The sequence below is a fragment of the Permianibacter fluminis genome (assembly GCF_013179735.1).
Taxonomy (GTDB): domain Bacteria; phylum Pseudomonadota; class Gammaproteobacteria; order Enterobacterales; family Permianibacteraceae; genus Permianibacter; species Permianibacter fluminis.
This window is the reverse complement of record NZ_JABMEG010000001.1, coordinates 1,411,289-1,425,771: the sequence shown is the minus strand read 5'-3', so window position 1 is coordinate 1,425,771 and position 14,483 is coordinate 1,411,289. Positions and strand designations below refer to the sequence as shown.

Here is a 14,483-nt window from a genome sequence, read left to right as displayed (position 1 = left end):
CTGGACCACAGGCAGCATGGCTGACCACCTGCTCACTGACCGGATGCCCCATGAATCGTCGTCTTCCGCTGCTGCTGGCCTGTGCCGGCAACCTGTTGCTCGGGCTGTCGGCCAGCCACGCCGAAACCGCCATGGAAAAAAATGCCAGCAATCCGCTGGCGGCTACCGGACAACAACTGGCGGAAATCCTCAACCAGCGTGATCAGGCCGCGTTTGCGCAAATGATCGACATGGATGCGCTCGGCGCGCGCGTGACCGCCGGCATGGGCTTGCCGGAACGCGACCAGAAAGATTTTATCGCCGGCATGAAAAAATCCCGCGAGCGCATGGCCGCCAGCACCATGACCCAAATCGAGGCCAAACACGGTCAGGCAAAACTGGTCAAGACCCTCAAGAAATCCACCGGCAGCGAACAAATCATCCGGATTGACTACAGCAACGCCGAAGGCGAATCCGAAGGCTACGAATACCTGCAGTTTGAAATCGACAACAAACAGAAAATTGGCGACTGGTTTGTGCACAGCCAGGGCAGCCGCATCAGCGATTTCATGCGCCGCTTGGCCGCCAGCATGGTCAAGGACAAAAACCTCATCACCACCCTGTTCGGCACCGTTCAGTTCGACGGCGATGTGCTGAAAATTGTCCAGGAACTGTCTAAGAAAATGCAGGCGCTGGATTATCCCGGCGCCTACAACACCCTGCAGCAATTCCCCGACGGCTACAAAAAGACCGTCAACTGGGCGACGCTGCAAGTTGCCGTGGCAACCAACCTCGACGAAGCCAAATACCGCGCTGCACTGCAATACCTCGCCGACAACCACGGCAACCAGCCCGCGCTGCAATTCATGCTGATCGATCACTATTTTTATCAGCAGCAATACGACCGCATGATCAAGGCGCTTGAGACGTTTGAACGACGCGTGGTCGAAGACGGCGTCAGCAACTTCCTCAAGTGCAACGGTCATTACTTTGCCAAGGACTACGTCAAGGCCCGCGCTGCTTGCCAACGCAGCATCGAACTCGAAGCCGACGTCCGCTCACCGTACTGGACGCTGATCGAAATCGCCCGCAGCACCCAGGACGCCAAACTGGCACTGGCCACGCTGAGCGACTACGAACAACAATTCGAAACCGAATTCGATCCGGACAAACTGGTCGCTCTCGAAAGCTACCAGTGGCTGGCCAATCGCGACGAATTCAAGCGCTGGGCCGCCGAACGGCGATAGCCAGTTTGCGGTGAAAAAATAGTCGGAGCAAAACGCGACCCGGTTTGCTCCGACGAGAACCGAAAAGAAAACACCCGATATCGGCTGTGTTACCGGTATCGGGTGTTGATGCGATATCTGGCTAGGCTTTCAAGCTCTCACGCTGTCACGTGGACGTGCAGCTCGTAGTTCCGAGCAGACTCATTTCGCTCCCGTTAACGCCGGCCGAGCAGTTGCTCTGCCGTCCAACGGGCATCACGTGCGCGCTTCGGCCCGTCCTGCAACGATGCCGAGACGGCACCATCAAACAACACCTGCAGCGCGCCGGCCGTACGCTCCGGGTCGTTTGCGCCGGCCGCCTTTGCCCAACGCTGAAATCGCTCAGCCAGCCATTGCCGCTGGGTCACCGCCAGCACCCGGGCGGGGTGCGTGCAATCGGCTATCTCGCCGACCAAATGCTGAACCGGGCAGCCGCGAAAATCCGGTTTGAGGGTCCATTCCACGACAAAGTCGAAGAAACGCAGCGCCCGCTCCGACTCCGGAAATTGTTCCAGATACTGATCAATATCCGCGCGCGCGGCCTCAATTCGTCGGCCCACATACGCCGCGATCAACTCATCCTTGCCACCAAAATGGGCATACAGCGAGGCCTTCGCAGCGCCCGCCTCCTGCAGCAACCGGTCGACACCGACCGCCCGAATCCCCTCCTGATAGAAGAGCCGGTCAGCCGCATCGAGCAGCCGTTCGCGAACGGGGAAGTCGTTGGTTTTGCTGGGGGTCGTTTTCATGGCTTGACAATACAGAATGGTCTGTCTATAGTCAACCCATCAAACAGACAGACCGTTCTGTTTATCGAAATCACTTCCTTACGCCCGTCCAACTTCAAAGGAGTTTCTCAGATGAGCTTTTCAGTCAAAGGTAAAACCGCACTCGTGACCGGCGCCAACCGCGGTATCGGCGCCGCCATCGTTGATGCACTCATAGCCGCCGGTGCCAGCAAGGTGTACGCCGCAGCTCGCCAACTGTCTGATCTGGCCGAACTGAGCCGTCGCCATGGCAGCAAAATTGTTGCCCTGGAGCTGGATGTGACCAACGCGGAACAGGTCCGTGCGGCGGTCAGCCGCGCCACCGATTTGCAAATGCTGGTCAACAACGCCGGTGTGGCGGCTCACGCCGGTGGTGCTTTCACGGATCCGCAGTGGCTGGTTGCAGGTCGTCAGGAAATGGAAGTCAATTATTTCGGCACGTTCCAGCTGAGTCAGGCCTTTGCGCCGGTACTGGCGGCCAACGGTGGAGGCGCCATTGTCAACATCGGTTCGGTTGCCTCGCTGGTCAACTTTCCGTTGTTCGTCGCCTACAGCGCGTCAAAGGCCGCCACCCACTCCATCACTCAGGCCGCGCGAATTCTGTTGAAGGCGCAAGGCACGCAAGTGTTCGGCGTGTATCCGGGCCCAATCGACACCCGCATGGCCGCTGAAGTGCCGTTCGACAAAACTTCCCCTGCTGACGCCGCGCGCGCCATCGTCACCGCGATTGAAGCCGGCATCGAGGAAATTTTCCCGGACCCGATGAGCCAAAGCATGGGCTCCGCCTACCTCAGCTCGCCGAAAGCACTGGAACAGCAAGTCGCCGCAATGGTCGCGGGTTAACGCTCAAACGCACACCCCGCCGATGAACTCTCTGCGGGGTTTTGCGCAACCTGTTTTCAATTGAAAGTTCTGCTGCGTTGGATCTGGCCTGCCAAGTTTCACCGTCTATGTAACCCCAACATTCTGCCGTCGCGGGCGAAAACTGCGGCACTACGCAGACCCACGGCCACCCCTTCCCCACCGCGCTACAAAATCACTACATAACTCATACAATTCATCGACATAGAGCAACTTGTACGACCTCCTACCATTTGCTAGGTTGCGCAGTCTCGGCGCCTCAATACGCCGAAAGTCATTCGACCGTTTCGCTGTCGGTTATCCACGTAAAAACGAAAGGGTGCCATCACCATGGCGCCAAGGAGAGGTTTTATGTTGAAAAAGCTAATCGCGCTGTCGTTGATCGCTGGAGTTGTCTCGGCACACGCCGAAGACACTCTGAGAAGCCTGGGCGTTCTGCCAAGTAACAAACCGGCGTTTCTGCAAATTGAGAAGCTGCGACCGAGCGAAGATCCCTCGCTCCTGATCAGTTCGTTTCAACCGTTTGGCCGTGATGAAGTGCGGCACATTGCCAACATCGGCAGCTTCGTCAGCAACGTCTCGCTGGCAGCCGAGCAAACGCTCGCCACGACCATTACCTGGCCAAACGGCATGCACACGGTGCCAGAGTCAATCAGCGGCGGCGCGCCGCTGATTGCGGTCGCTGGCGGTTTTCTTGTGCCTGGCAAAGGTACCGGCGCCATCACGCTGCTGGACCGTGACACCAAATCCACGCGCAAACTGACCCGCGACAAGAGCGGTTGGTTCTATCATCGCATTGCGTGGTTCGATGTGGACAACGATGGCCGCCTCGACATTCTGACCGCCCGCGGCAACAAACCGCTCTTTGGCAGTGCCAAGGGCGAATTGTTGTGGCTGAAGCAGCCGAGCAGCAACCCACTCACCGCCACCTGGACCGAACACGTGTTGAAGTCCGGGCCGGACGTTCATTTCGTTATTGACGATCTAAACGGTGACGGCACCCCGGAAATTGTTGCGACCGAGTTCTTTGCGAAAAAACTGTCGTTGCACTGGTTTGAAGGCGGGGTGCTGAAGTCGCGCGTGCTGGACAGCAGTTTAGGCGCCGCTTTTGACGTCAGCATCGAGGACCTGAACAACGATGGCCGCCGCGATCTGCTGGTGACCAACCATGAAAACCAGGCCGCAAAAGCCGCCGTTTTCGCCTATGAAGTGCCGCAAGAAGTGAAGACGGGCACATTCATCCGCCACACCTTGCTCACCAACATCCAGACCCGCAACAGTGGTGCGGGCCAGGCGTCACCGGGTACCGCGTTTGCGTTCCATCCCCAGGTCAGCAACGCCAATGGCAAACCGCAAATCATGGTCTCCGGCGACGGTTCACAGCGCGTACATTGGCTGGCGCCAACCTCAACCTCCAGCAGTGACTGGAATTATCAGGAGCGGATTGTGGTCGATGTCGGCGGCACCGTTGGTCAACTCGCCATTGCCGATGTCAACGGCGATGGCTATGTCGAAGTCTTCGTCCCGGCATACGACGCCAACAAAATTTACGCCTTCACGTTCGCACCGGCGCTTTAACGCGTTGTTGGTGTGTTATTGATGTGCTGTTGATGCGTTGTTGACGCGAAAACAAAAAAGGGAAGTGGCAATGATCTTGCCGCTTCCCTTTATTGAGGAGACCAACGCATAGGCAATTTCGCGCCAACATGATGGCAATTGAATAGAGCGTAGCCCGGAACAAGCGCAGCGGGTTCCGGGAAGCTTTTTGGCTGTTCCCCCAACCCCGAGAAAAGAAAACTCGGGTCATGCCGTTGGCACGACCCAAGCTACGCTAGCTGACGCGAATTCGTACCTACGAGATTTAATCGTGGCTACGCGAGCTTAATCCAAACAGCGCAAGGAGAAAACGGAGCATGTTCCGGAAACTTTAGATCTGCCTCAACAGCAATATCAATTGCTTTTTTTTGATCCGCCAGAATTCTAAACTGGTTTAGCGCAGATACAAGGCAACCACCTGTTGGGCCATATGCCGTCGGAAGAAACTCAGCGCTATGAAGAACGCTAGACTGTGTTCTGATGTCGACAACATCATACCCGGCCAGCATCCACTCTTCATCCAAGCAATGACATCTGGATTTATCGGCAATGCCGAACATATCAGCAATAGGATCAATTAAAGAGTCTGGCATTTGAAATGCTACCGACAAAAACGCTTCGCCGCTTCCAAAAGCCACCTCTCGCATCAATTCATCCAGTAGATTGAAACCATTTCGCATCGGTGCTGGCTCTCCTTGCTCAATTTGAGGCCAAACAGTGCAGTCTATGGTTGCGGGGTAGTCTTGCAGACCCTTCGAGTCGTTAGGCACTCCGCACGAAGTGGCGCGCTCAATCTTTTGGCAAGCAAGAAGCAGGCATCTAACATCGAACCCAACTACTCGCCATTGTGAGTCTTTTGAAAGAGAAGCAGCTGTCCAGCTTGGCATTTTAGCGTCCTATGAATCCGGGATATGTCGAGCATGCCTGCATACCTGGGGGTGGGAGAGCAACCACACCTACCCCAACTTTCCCCCCAAGGTAGCGCCAGAAGCAAGTCGAATGTGCATCTCTCTTTCTTTGCATTTGAAAAAGATGGTAGTGCGTGGTCAACCCTCCATGAAAATGCGAGGTGTCGGGCCCCTCGTAACACAAGGTGCCCTCCGGTGGCGTACATGGTTTTTCGTCATCTTCACATGCTTTGTCGCCTGTCTGTGTCGAGCTAGTACTAGTGGCATGCGTGGCGCTATTGGTATTCACAATCGCGTTTCCGACAGCAATAACAGTGCCACCCACGAGAACTGTACAGGGCAAATACGCTAGGCAGCCAAGCACTAAGGGGACAATTTGTCCTGTAGGGTCTGAATAGAGAATCGAATTATTCAGCGCATAGCTATAAGTATTAATCCCTCCCGTTAACCCAATCGGATCACTCTCCACATACTTCCCCGTCACCGGATCATAATCCCTGAAGTAGTTGTAGTGCAGCCCGATCTCCGCATCAAAAACTTGCCCCGGAAAGCGCAGATTGAAATTCAGCGGCACGCCGTTGCCATCGACATCTTCGTTCGCCAGCGTTTCACCGAACGGCGCGCTGTCCCATTGCCAGACGACGATTTGGCCGCTGGTTGAGATGGCGCGTGGCGTGTTCAGCTGATCGGTTTCGATATTGAACACACCGCTCGGCCGCAGCAGCAGCACTGGCATGTTGCCGAGGTACACCACTTCGTTGATCAGCGAACCATCGGCGTTGTATTCGCCAATCAACTGCCCCGCTTCGTCATAGGCATAGCGGGTATCACCGCTTTGGCTGCCACTGACCAGTTTGCGCACGCGCTGGCCGAGGCCGTTGTAGCCGTTGTCCACGTTCACCGTGCCTTTGCTGACGCGGCTCAGGCGGTTGGCGGTGTTGTAGCTGTAGCTGCGCAGGCCGTCGCTGAGGGTGTTGCCGGCGGCGTCGTAGCTGTAGCTGCGGCTTTCCGCGCCGGTAATGCCCAGAATGCGGTTGCTGGTGCTGGCGTTGTCGTAATCGCTGTAGGCGCTATTTTGCGTCAACGATTCGCGATTGCCGTTGGCGTCGTACGTGAACAACTGGTTGATGACGCTGGTGTAGCCGGTGAGGCGATCGAGCGCGTCGTAACCAAACTGTTTGTTTTGGCTGCCTGTTTGGGTTTGTTCTCCAATCTGACTAGTCAGCCGACCGGCGCGGTCGTAACCGAGCGTGACGGTTTGCTGCGCCAGCGGGTAGCTGGTCAGGCGACCGTCCAGATCGAAGCTGCGGTTGTAGGCGCTGCCATCACTCCAGTTCCAGCCTTTGACGCCACCGAACGCCTGATAGCGCAGGTTGTAAACGCGGTCGCTGCCGTTGACGCTGAGCGCAAGCAGCTGACCGGCGCTGTTGTAACGCAAGGCCACGACATTGCCGGACGGATAGGTGACGCTGGCCAAACGACCGTAGCTGTCGTAAGCATATTGGGTGACCAGCGAGCTGCTCGGGGTAAACGACAGCGTTTGGGTTTTGCGCAGCAGGCGACCGGCTTGATCGTAGCGGTAGGCGGTGCTGCCGCTGCTGTCGGTGACCGAGGTCAGGCGGCCGATACCGTAGTTGCCGCTTGCAACTTCGTCATAAACAAAGTTCACCACGACGCCGTCGTGATACGTGATCTTGGTGACCCGGTTCAACGCGTCGTAGCTGTACGTGGTGGTGTGGCCACGGGCGTTGCTGCTGGTCTTGACGTTGCCGGCGGAATCAAAGGTTTGGCTGGCGACGCCGGTATCCGGACTTACTGTTTGCTTGAGCTGGCCCAGCGCATCGACACCGTATTGGGTGACCAGCGTTTTCGGGTCGGTGACTTGAGTCAGCTGATCCTGACTGTCGTATTGGAACGCGGTGGCGCCGTTCAGCGCATCGGTGATGGCGCTCAGGCGGTTCAGCGGATCGTAACCGTAGCTGCTGTTATTGCTGCCGGTATCGGTAAGGCGGCTAGTGCCGGTCAGATTGCCGTTGGCGTCGTAGGTGTAGCTCGCCACAACTTCATTGGCGGCATTCAAATCCTGCAGCAACTGGTTCAGCGCGTTGAATACCTTGGAGCGGCGCAGCACCACACTGCCATCGGCAGCTTTCACTTCTTCCTTGATGCGATTGCCGGCCCAATCCAGCGTGTACTCGATGCGCTCGCCATTGGCGTTGCTGATGGCCGTGAGCCGGTGCGCGGCATCGTATTCGTACGCAACGAAACTGCCATCCGGCATTGTGACTTTGGTCAGCTGACCGACTTTGTCGTAATCGAACGTCGTGGTCAGCCCGCCGACGGTACGGGTTTTCAGCCAGCCGCGCGGCGTGTAGCTGAGCGTGGTCACCAGACCGTTGGGGTCGGTGATCTGACCGGGTTTGCCGTGGGCGTCGTAGTTGGAAAGATTGGTGATCTGGCCTTTGGCATTGGTCACCGTCAGCAGATTACCTTGGCCATCGTAGCTGTAGCTGGTGATATCGCTGACATCGGTACGCGCACCATCAACAGTCGCGAGTTGACCGGTGGTGGTGTAGGTGTATTTGGTGGTGCGCGTCGTACTCGTTGCACTGTCGTTGTCCGCCAGTTGGGTCAGCTGCCCCTTGCTGTTGTACGTGTGCGTCAGCGTGCGTGTACCGGTCTTAATCTGATACGGCTGGCTATTGATACTGCTCCAGCTGGTGGTGCTGGTGCGCTGCTGCGCGGTGCCAACGCCTTCGGTGCGTGATGTCTCGCGCCCTGAGCTATCCCGAACGTAAGTCGTTATCACGCCATTGCGGTCGGTCGATTTGTTCAAGAAACCATTGCTGTCGTACTCATTGACCACCGCACCAACATTGCAATTGAGACACGGAAAATCTTCATCACGGGTAATGCGGTCCGCGCCATGACTACGGTCGATGACCAGCAAGCGCTCGCGATAGGTGAGGTCATCCTGATGGTATTGGACAAGTGAGTTGCCTGTTTCCAAGTACTCCATTGTCACTTTTTCAGCATGATTACCGAGCTCGCTTAATGTGGCTCGGCCCTGAGCGTCGTAACCATATTGCGAATAGCGATTGCCATTCTCGTCGATGATGCCGGTCAGATGATGCGGCAGTCGGGCATCTTCATAGAGATAGGTCTTGATGGGGTTATCGCCGTCAACGCTGAGGGTATCGTCGGGAAAAGCAACGGCTATTAGATTTCCGTTGCCATCGTAGTCATAACGGTAACGCTGGCCAGCTGGGTCGATTATCGCATTCATCCTTCCTTGCATGTCGTATTCGACCTGAACCCGGCGACCGAATGGTTCAGTCACGCTCGTTAAGCGATAGACTCCTGCGCCATAATCCTGCCATCCATAGCTATATAACTGGCCATTCTTGAGCGTTTTAGTCGCAACCTTACCGCCAGCACCAAAGCCGTATTTTTCCCCTTTCGCATTCGACCAAACCCAGCTGCCGGTGCTGTTCGACAGACTGCCGTGGGCGGCGGAGCTTGAAGTTAGCGTGGTTGCGGTACCGCTGCCAATGAACAGTAACCGACCACCGTCACCAAAGCGCAACTCAGCTATTTGGCCGTGCTCGGCCTTTTTAACGAAGCTAAAGGTTATGTCGTCTGTGGTGAACCATTGCGGCAGCAGCGAAGGCGCACCACCAAGTTGAGGCATGCTGCTGTAGTGACGAGTGAACGACAGTCCAGCCGGGCCGCTGTAGTCGGTTTCAGTTTTCATTTTTTCGCCGGTGCGGCAGGCGATAGGATTAGGAGTTGCGTATTTGGCGAAGCTATTGCCTGTCGCCATACACGAACCCTGTTGACCAAAATCTTCTGGGCACTCCCCTGACTGAAACCAACGAGCATCGGTATTTGAAATAAACTTTGGCGCTATCAAGCTTCGCTCCGCCGTCGAACAGCGCCAGCAAAGGCCGATATCTGGATTTGCCGTCGCGGTTGGGCCAAAAACATATGGAGCAGTTGTACATGTGAGGGAGCTGGTTAGACTCCCTCTGGAGAAACTATCAGTTTCAGTATAATCATTGTCACAACCGTCATTTTTACGGGTGAACGTAAAGTACACAAATGCACCCGTTCCGTTTTGTTCAATCTTGTCAGGGCAAGATTTCAGCTGTCTCCCGTTCATAGCTGTCACATCTCGAGAGCTCGCCGGGCACGCCGATTCGTTACTAAAATAGAAGTCTTGAGCAGCGATGGAGCAAAACGCGTCCACCGCTGTGTCGCGAGTCAAAAAAATATTACCGGAGGCGTGGATATCTACACCATCAGCTTGTAGATTACCAAAACCATGCTGTCTAGCTATCGAGCAGCTTGATTCTATCCCATCACAGGCAAAACTCAGCTTCGAGGCCAGAACAAAAATTAGACCTTGAAAAATTAGCTGTGCGTTTTTACGCCAACAGGCAGCCTCCATTGCGGAGTTTTGCATTGTTTTTATTGGAGAAGCCATTGATAGAATTGAGAGATCTGGGTTCAGCATATTTAACTCATCTATAAACTAACAAAAAGAGTTCAACAGGGTGACTTGGTAATCCCTGCTTTTTTCAACTCGTTCTTAGCATCCGTTGGATTTTGATGACGTCCACCCAACTTACCAATACTGAATCTCCGGCGGAGCGAATGAATAAATACTTACCTAGAGTGTCGCCAGTTTGGCGCCGCACATTAAATGCTGCTATCAGATTTCCCAATTAAATTCTTTCGACTCTGTTCGCCGATGCACGACATTCCCTATTTGTATAGCGTTTTACAGCGACGAGGCTGATAATCTGTGTTGAAAAAAGGGCGAGTCACCGACTCGCCCTTTTTGTTTGACAACCCCTGCTAACCCATCGGTTTGCCATCAATCTTCTTGCGCATCCGGATATTGATCATCTCGACCGTCACCGAAAACGCCATCGCGAAGTAGATATAGGGTTTGGGAATCTTGAAGGCCAGGCCTTCGGCGATCAGTGCCACACCAACCATGATCAAAAATGACAGCGCCAGCACCTTGATGGTCGGGTGACGCTCGACGAATTCGCCGATGGCTTTGGCGGCGAACATCATGACGCCGACGGCCAGCATGATGGCGATGACCATCACTGGAATGTCGTTGGCCATGCCGACGGCGGTGATGACCGAGTCGAGCGAGAACACGATGTCGATGATGGCGATTTGAATCAGCGTGCCGACGTAGTTGGCTTTGCGCAGCTGCGGATTGCTGTCGTCTTCACCTTCGACGGCGGCGTGGATTTCTTTGGTGGCTTTGACCAGCAGGAACAGACCGCCGCCGATCAACACCAGATCGCGGCCAGAAATTTCGTGCCCGACCAATTCAAACAGCGGAGTCACCAGCCGCGCGACCCAGGCCAGGGACAGCAGCAGCAGGATGCGCGAGATCATCGCGAGACCAAGGCCGAGGATGCGCGCCGACGGCCGTTCGCTGGCCGGCAAGCGGCCGACCAGAATGGAAATGAAGATGATGTTGTCGATGCCGAGTACGATTTCCAGGGCAGTCAGGGTACCGAGGGCTATCCAGGCCTCGGGGTTGGCAATCCACTCAAACATGGTTCCACTCAAACGAAGGCTGCCGGTTGGGCAGCAGGAATCGGCAGCGCCGCGGTCATGCGAGCATGCCCGATAGGGTCAGGCCAGTATGCCCGGCGAACCGGGCCGGGCGGGCGGCAAGAATACCGGAGGCCCCCAGACCGGCCAAGGAAATCCGCCATATGACAGCCCGGTTGAATTGCGTTGGCTTGCTTGACCGGAAACAGACCGGGCGCCATGCTCGCGCTCCGGTACGGGGGTTCCGGCGGCCGGGATGCATAAAAGGGTTTGAACTCAGCAGCGCGCTCACCCTTTCCCCTGCCCGATCGGCCAAGCACACTGCGCTTGACGCTCAGCTCGACAAACCGGTCATAGGGACGCTTTGCCATTCCCTGCATCGGCCCCGTCGAGCGGGTGTGGGAACAGGCCCCGCAGCAACAAAATCGATAAATTCATCGCTTTCGGCATGACCCCGCTCTGGCGGGCGCGGTATAAAACCAGAACAAAGGGAGATGGCTATGTCCGAACATGTTTATCCGGTGCCGGCCAGCATGGCCTGCCACGCCAAGGTCACGGCCGCGCTGTATGAGGCGCTGTGCAAGCAACACAGTGAGGACCCGGATCGGTATTGGGCCGAGCTCGGCCGTCGGCTTGACTGGGCGAAGCCGTTTACGCAGGTAAAGGATGTCAGTTACGCCGCCGAGGATTTGCATATCCGCTGGTATGCCGATGGCGAACTGAACGTGTCGGTCAATTGCCTCGACCGCCATCTGGCCAAGCGCGGCAACCAGACCGCGCTGATCTGGGAGCCGGACAATCCGGCTGAAGCAGCCGAATACATTACCTACACCGATCTGCATGCCCGCGTTTGCAAACTGGCCAATGCGCTGAAGCATTTGGGCGTCAAGAAAGGCGACCGGGTCACCATTTACTTGCCGATGATTCCGGAAGCAGCCGTGGCGATGCTGGCCTGCGCGCGCATCGGCGCCGTGCACACGGTGGTGTTTGCCGGTTTTTCACCGGAAGCGCTGGCCGGACGCATTGAAGATTGCCAATCGAAAATCGTCATCACCGCCGACGAAGGTCTGCGCGGCGGCAAAACCATTCCGCTGAAAGCCTGGGTCGATACCGCACTGACCAAGAAAGGCACGGAGTGCGTGCAAAACGTCTTGGTAGTGCAGCGCACTGGCGCGCACTGGCTGCAGCACAGTGGCCGAGATCTGAATTACGAAGCGCTGATCAGCAAGGAATCCTCGCATTGCCCGCCGGAGCAAATGAGCGCGGAAGATCCGCTGTTCATCCTGTACACCTCGGGCTCGACCGGCAAACCGAAAGGCGTGCTGCATACCAGCGCCGGCTATCTGGTCTGGGCCTCGTTCACCCACGAGATTGTGTTTGATTATCACGATGGTGATGTTCACTGGTGCACCGCCGATATTGGCTGGATCACCGGCCACAGTTATGTCGTCTATGGCCCGCTCTGCAACGGCGCGATTTCGCTGATGTTTGAAGGCGTGCCGCAGTACCCGGATTTCTCCCGGTTCTGGCAAGTGGTCGACAAACATCAGGTCAATATTTTCTACACCGCACCGACGGCCATCCGCGCGCTGATGCGCGAAGGAGAAGCGCCGGTGCAGTCGTCATCACGCGCCTCGCTGAAATTGCTCGGCACGGTCGGCGAGCCGATCAACCCGGAAGCCTGGGAGTGGTATCACCGGGTGGTGGGAAACAGCAAACTGGCCATCGTTGATACCTGGTGGCAAACCGAAACCGGCGGCATCCTGATCTCGCCGCTGCCGGGCGCCACGGCGCTCAAGCCGGGCTCGGCGACCAAGCCGCTGCCGGGCGTGTTGCCGGCGATTGTCGATGCCAACGGCGCGCTGCAGGATGGCGCCGTCAGCGGCAATCTGGTGCTGCTCGACTCCTGGCCGGGGCAGATGCGCACGGTTTACGGCGATCACCAGCGCTTCATCGATACCTATTTCAAAACCTATCCGGGCATGTACTTCACCGGCGATGGCGCCCGCCGCGATGCCGATGGCTATTTCTGGATCACCGGCCGGGTCGACGACGTGCTGAACGTGTCCGGCCACCGCATCGGCACGGCCGAAGTGGAGAGCGCGCTGGTGGCGCACCATCTGGTCGCCGAAGCGGCCGTGGTCGGCTGCCCGCACGACATCAAGGGCCAGGGCATCTATGCCTATGTCACGCTGAAGCAGGGCATCGAAGGCTCGCCAGAGCTGGTCGAGACACTGCGTCAGACAGTGGCGCGCGAGATCGGCGCCATCGCCAAGCCCGATTACATTCAGTGGGCGCCCGGCCTGCCGAAGACCCGTTCCGGCAAGATCATGCGGCGCATCCTGCGCAAAATCGCCGAAAACGAGTTCAGCAATCTGGGCGACATCAGCACGCTGGCCGACCCATCGGTGGTGCAGCAGCTGATCGACAACCGGCTGGTCCGCTGAAGCCGGCAGCACCGGGCCGTTATGGCCAAGCCATTGCATTCTGGCCCGGCACGGGCGCCCGACCGCCAGCGCAATATGCCAGCGGGTGCCGGGCGGGGGTGGCCGGCGGCAACTGTCAATAAACCGGCGAACGGGTCCGCACTTAGCGCGACCAAGCCGCGCACGCCAAAGATCTGGCACGCCAGAAAGACTTGTGCCGGCCAGCGGGCCTGAATATGCTCCGGTGCTGCGTCAGGAAACGACGCTTGGTTGGAACGCTTTCCCGAGCACCTGTGTTGACGTTTGCAAGACCGTCAACAAAACAAGACCCGAATAAAAAAGGACCTGGAGCATTAATAGAAATGTCCGACATCAGAACCATCAAGAAGTATCCGAACCGTCGGCTCTACGACACCGCGATCAGCAGTTACATCACCTTGAACGACATCAAGGAACTGGTGATGACCTACACGCCGTTCCGGGTCGTCGATGCCAAGACCGATGACGATCTGACCCGCGCCACGCTGCTGCAAATCATTGCCGAAGAAGAAGAAAAAGGCAGCCCGATTTTCAGTACCGATATTCTTTGTCACTGCATCCGCATGTACGGCGATTCCATGCAGGGTATGGCCGGCCGCTTCCTTGAACAAAGCATGAAGTTGTTCGAAAGCCAGCGCCGCGACGCCACCGACCCGATGAAGGCGGTGTGGTCTGCCAACCCGATGCAGTTCATGCAGAACATCGCCGAGCAGAACCTGAACATGCTGAAAACGATGCAGCGCAATTTTTTCAGCCAGGAAGCGTTCACCGCAGAACCGGCGCGAAAGACCCCGGAGCCAGAAGACAGCGAGAAACCTTGAATGCTCGGGTGCCAACCCCTGCTTAGTGACTCCAAGGCCCTGCATTGCAGGGCCTTTTTACTGGTAGCGCAGACCTGGTGTACAACACGGCTCAACGGCCATCAGCTCGTGACACTGCGCTTTTGCCGGCTCACAGCCCTGCCCCGGTTGCATTGATGGCAACTCCTGCTACGTTCTTTCTGATGGCATTTTCTTGGTGACATTGCTCGGGTGGCATGTTCTGCCGACACAGCTTGCC

General features: G+C 56.8%; 9 protein-coding genes. 5 read left to right on the top strand and 4 right to left on the bottom strand.

Features of this window, described 5'->3' with window-relative positions:
* Positions 1-50 precede the first annotated feature (50 nt).
* Positions 51-1,226: a tetratricopeptide repeat protein gene (locus HPT27_RS06215; RefSeq protein ID WP_172240508.1), complete on the top strand. Its 1,176-nt coding sequence runs from the start codon at positions 51-53 to the stop codon at positions 1,224-1,226.
* Between the two features lie 194 nt (positions 1,227-1,420).
* Here the strand turns inward: HPT27_RS06215 and HPT27_RS06210 are convergent, their stop codons facing one another.
* Positions 1,421-1,993: a TetR/AcrR family transcriptional regulator gene (locus HPT27_RS06210; RefSeq protein WP_172240505.1), complete on the bottom strand. Its 573-nt coding sequence runs from the start codon at positions 1,991-1,993 to the stop codon at positions 1,421-1,423.
* Between the two features lie 111 nt (positions 1,994-2,104).
* On the opposite strand from HPT27_RS06210, the gene HPT27_RS06205 reads away from it, so the two are divergent.
* Positions 2,105-2,854 carry an SDR family oxidoreductase gene (locus tag HPT27_RS06205; protein WP_172240502.1) on the top strand — a complete coding sequence of 250 codons (750 nt, stop codon included), beginning with the start codon at positions 2,105-2,107 and terminating at the stop codon, positions 2,852-2,854.
* A 369-nt stretch (positions 2,855-3,223) separates the two neighbouring features.
* On the top strand, positions 3,224-4,450 hold the full coding sequence (locus HPT27_RS06200; RefSeq protein WP_172240499.1) for an FG-GAP repeat domain-containing protein: 1,227 nt from the start codon (positions 3,224-3,226) through the stop codon (positions 4,448-4,450).
* A gap of 293 nt (positions 4,451-4,743) precedes the next feature.
* Here the strand turns inward: HPT27_RS06200 and HPT27_RS06195 are convergent, their stop codons facing one another.
* The 3 genes from HPT27_RS06195 to HPT27_RS06185 all read right to left on the bottom strand — a co-directional run bounded on the left by HPT27_RS06195 (position 4,744) and on the right by HPT27_RS06185 (position 10,962).
* Complete coding sequence (locus HPT27_RS06195; protein WP_172240496.1) at positions 4,744-5,148, bottom strand: hypothetical protein; 405 nt, start codon at positions 5,146-5,148, stop codon at positions 4,744-4,746.
* A 208-nt stretch (positions 5,149-5,356) separates the two neighbouring features.
* The gene (locus tag HPT27_RS06190; RefSeq protein WP_172240493.1) at positions 5,357-9,892 is read right to left on the bottom strand and encodes an RHS repeat protein; all 4,536 of its coding nucleotides are present in this window, start codon (positions 9,890-9,892) and stop codon (positions 5,357-5,359) included.
* Between the two features lie 344 nt (positions 9,893-10,236).
* Complete coding sequence (locus tag HPT27_RS06185; RefSeq protein WP_172240490.1) at positions 10,237-10,962, bottom strand: TerC family protein; 726 nt, start codon at positions 10,960-10,962, stop codon at positions 10,237-10,239.
* A 497-nt stretch (positions 10,963-11,459) separates the two neighbouring features.
* On the opposite strand from HPT27_RS06185, the gene acs reads away from it, so the two are divergent.
* On the top strand, positions 11,460-13,406 hold the full coding sequence (gene acs / locus HPT27_RS06180) for an acetate--CoA ligase (protein ID WP_172240487.1): 1,947 nt from the start codon (positions 11,460-11,462) through the stop codon (positions 13,404-13,406).
* A gap of 341 nt (positions 13,407-13,747) precedes the next feature.
* Positions 13,748-14,245 (top strand): polyhydroxyalkanoate synthesis repressor PhaR, encoded by a 498-nt coding sequence (gene phaR, locus HPT27_RS06175; protein WP_172240484.1) that lies wholly within the window; start codon positions 13,748-13,750, stop codon positions 14,243-14,245.
* The last annotated feature ends 238 nt before the right edge of the window (positions 14,246-14,483 follow it).

What these genes read in the sequence shown, in the direction of transcription:
- HPT27_RS06215 (WP_172240508.1), top strand. Translation starts at nt 51, where the DNA reads ATGAATCGTCGTCTTCCGCTGCTGCTGGCCTGTGCCGGCAACCTGTTG.
- HPT27_RS06210 (WP_172240505.1), bottom strand. Translation starts at nt 1,993, where the DNA reads ATGAAAACGACCCCCAGCAAAACCAACGACTTCCCCGTTCGCGAACGG.
- HPT27_RS06205 (WP_172240502.1), top strand. Translation starts at nt 2,105, where the DNA reads ATGAGCTTTTCAGTCAAAGGTAAAACCGCACTCGTGACCGGCGCCAAC.
- HPT27_RS06200 (WP_172240499.1), top strand. Translation starts at nt 3,224, where the DNA reads ATGTTGAAAAAGCTAATCGCGCTGTCGTTGATCGCTGGAGTTGTCTCG.
- HPT27_RS06195 (WP_172240496.1), bottom strand. Translation starts at nt 5,148, where the DNA reads ATGCGAAATGGTTTCAATCTACTGGATGAATTGATGCGAGAGGTGGCT.
- HPT27_RS06190 (WP_172240493.1), bottom strand. Translation starts at nt 9,892, where the DNA reads ATGCTGAACCCAGATCTCTCAATTCTATCAATGGCTTCTCCAATAAAA.
- HPT27_RS06185 (WP_172240490.1), bottom strand. Translation starts at nt 10,962, where the DNA reads ATGTTTGAGTGGATTGCCAACCCCGAGGCCTGGATAGCCCTCGGTACC.
- acs (WP_172240487.1), top strand. Translation starts at nt 11,460, where the DNA reads ATGTCCGAACATGTTTATCCGGTGCCGGCCAGCATGGCCTGCCACGCC.
- phaR (WP_172240484.1), top strand. Translation starts at nt 13,748, where the DNA reads ATGTCCGACATCAGAACCATCAAGAAGTATCCGAACCGTCGGCTCTAC.